General features: G+C 77.3%; 1 protein-coding gene and 1 pseudogene. Both read left to right on the forward strand.

All coding sequences use genetic code 11. The features are described 5' to 3' along the window. Positions 1 to 338: pseudogene (locus VR44_RS28465) on the forward strand (maleylpyruvate isomerase N-terminal domain-containing protein); the annotation flags it as partial. Between the two features lie 260 nt (positions 339 to 598). Continuing rightward, positions 599 to 1,068: restriction endonuclease (locus VR44_RS47640; protein ID WP_045950483.1), on the forward strand; the 470-nt coding region annotated here is incomplete at its 3' end.

The following is a 1,068-nucleotide window of genomic DNA, read 5'->3' on the forward strand; positions in this document are numbered from 1 at the left end:
CGGCCGCCGGCCGGGCCGCCCGGCTCGCCGACCCCGCAGCCCGCGTCGGCACGCGGGGCCAAGTGCTGACCGTCGCCGACTACCTGTCGGCCTACGTCCTCGAATGGACCCTGCACCACCTCGACCTCATCGCGCACCTGCCCTCCGCCCCGCCCCCGCCGGCCGACACCCTCGCGGCGGCCCGCACCGCCCTGGAGCGGATCGCCGGCGCCCCCTTCCCCGCCTCGCTCACCGACGGCGACGCCCTGCTGGTCGGGACCGGCCGCCGCGCTCCGACCGCCGCCGAACGGACGGACCTGGGCGCCCTCGCGTCGCGGCTGCCGCTGGTGCTCGGCTGACGGGCCGAAGGGCCCCTGCCCGTCGGCCCGTCGGATTCGGCGGCGGTGAGCAGTTCTACGGCGTCCAGATCGACCACCAGCAGCCCGGGCCTTTCGGGAGGGCTTCCGCGCGGCGACGTGGCCCAATCGCCGAACGCGCCGGTTTGGAATCCGTACTCCCGGCCATACGAGCGTCCAACAGGTTCCGGCGCGTGCCGCGGTCCCCGCCCCCCCCGACGGGACGGGGGCCGCCGCGCTGCCGGGGGAGGAGGGGATGCCGTATGACCACATCCGAAGGGAACGGGCCAGTGTCCGTACGGGGCGCCCGATCCGCGCGGCGCGGCGGTCCGGGACGGGATGCGGTGCTCGCGCTCGGGCTGCTCGGCACCGCCGTCGCGGGCGCGGCCGCCTTCGTGAAGGCCGTGTCGGCGGATGGCGGCATGGGGCTCCCCGTGGCCCCGTTCGCCGCCCTGGCCCTGCTGCTGCTCGGAGTGTTCCTGGCGAAGTGGAGCCTCACACCGGTCCGGCGCCGGCGCCGGACCCGGACCGGATCCCCGTGGGCCGAGAGCGGTGCGCCGGCACCCGCGGACCTCCCCGACATCGGGGGCGGGGCCCTCGATCATGCCGGGGCCGACGCCGACGGCTTCGAGCACACGGTGGCGGCCCTGTGCGCCCGGGACGGCTGCACCTCGGTGGAGGTGGTCGGAGGCGCGGGCGACCTGGGCGCCGACGTCGTTGCGACGGCAGCGGA

The organism is Streptomyces katrae (genome assembly GCF_000966975.1).
GTDB lineage: Bacteria > Actinomycetota > Actinomycetes > Streptomycetales > Streptomycetaceae > Streptomyces > Streptomyces katrae.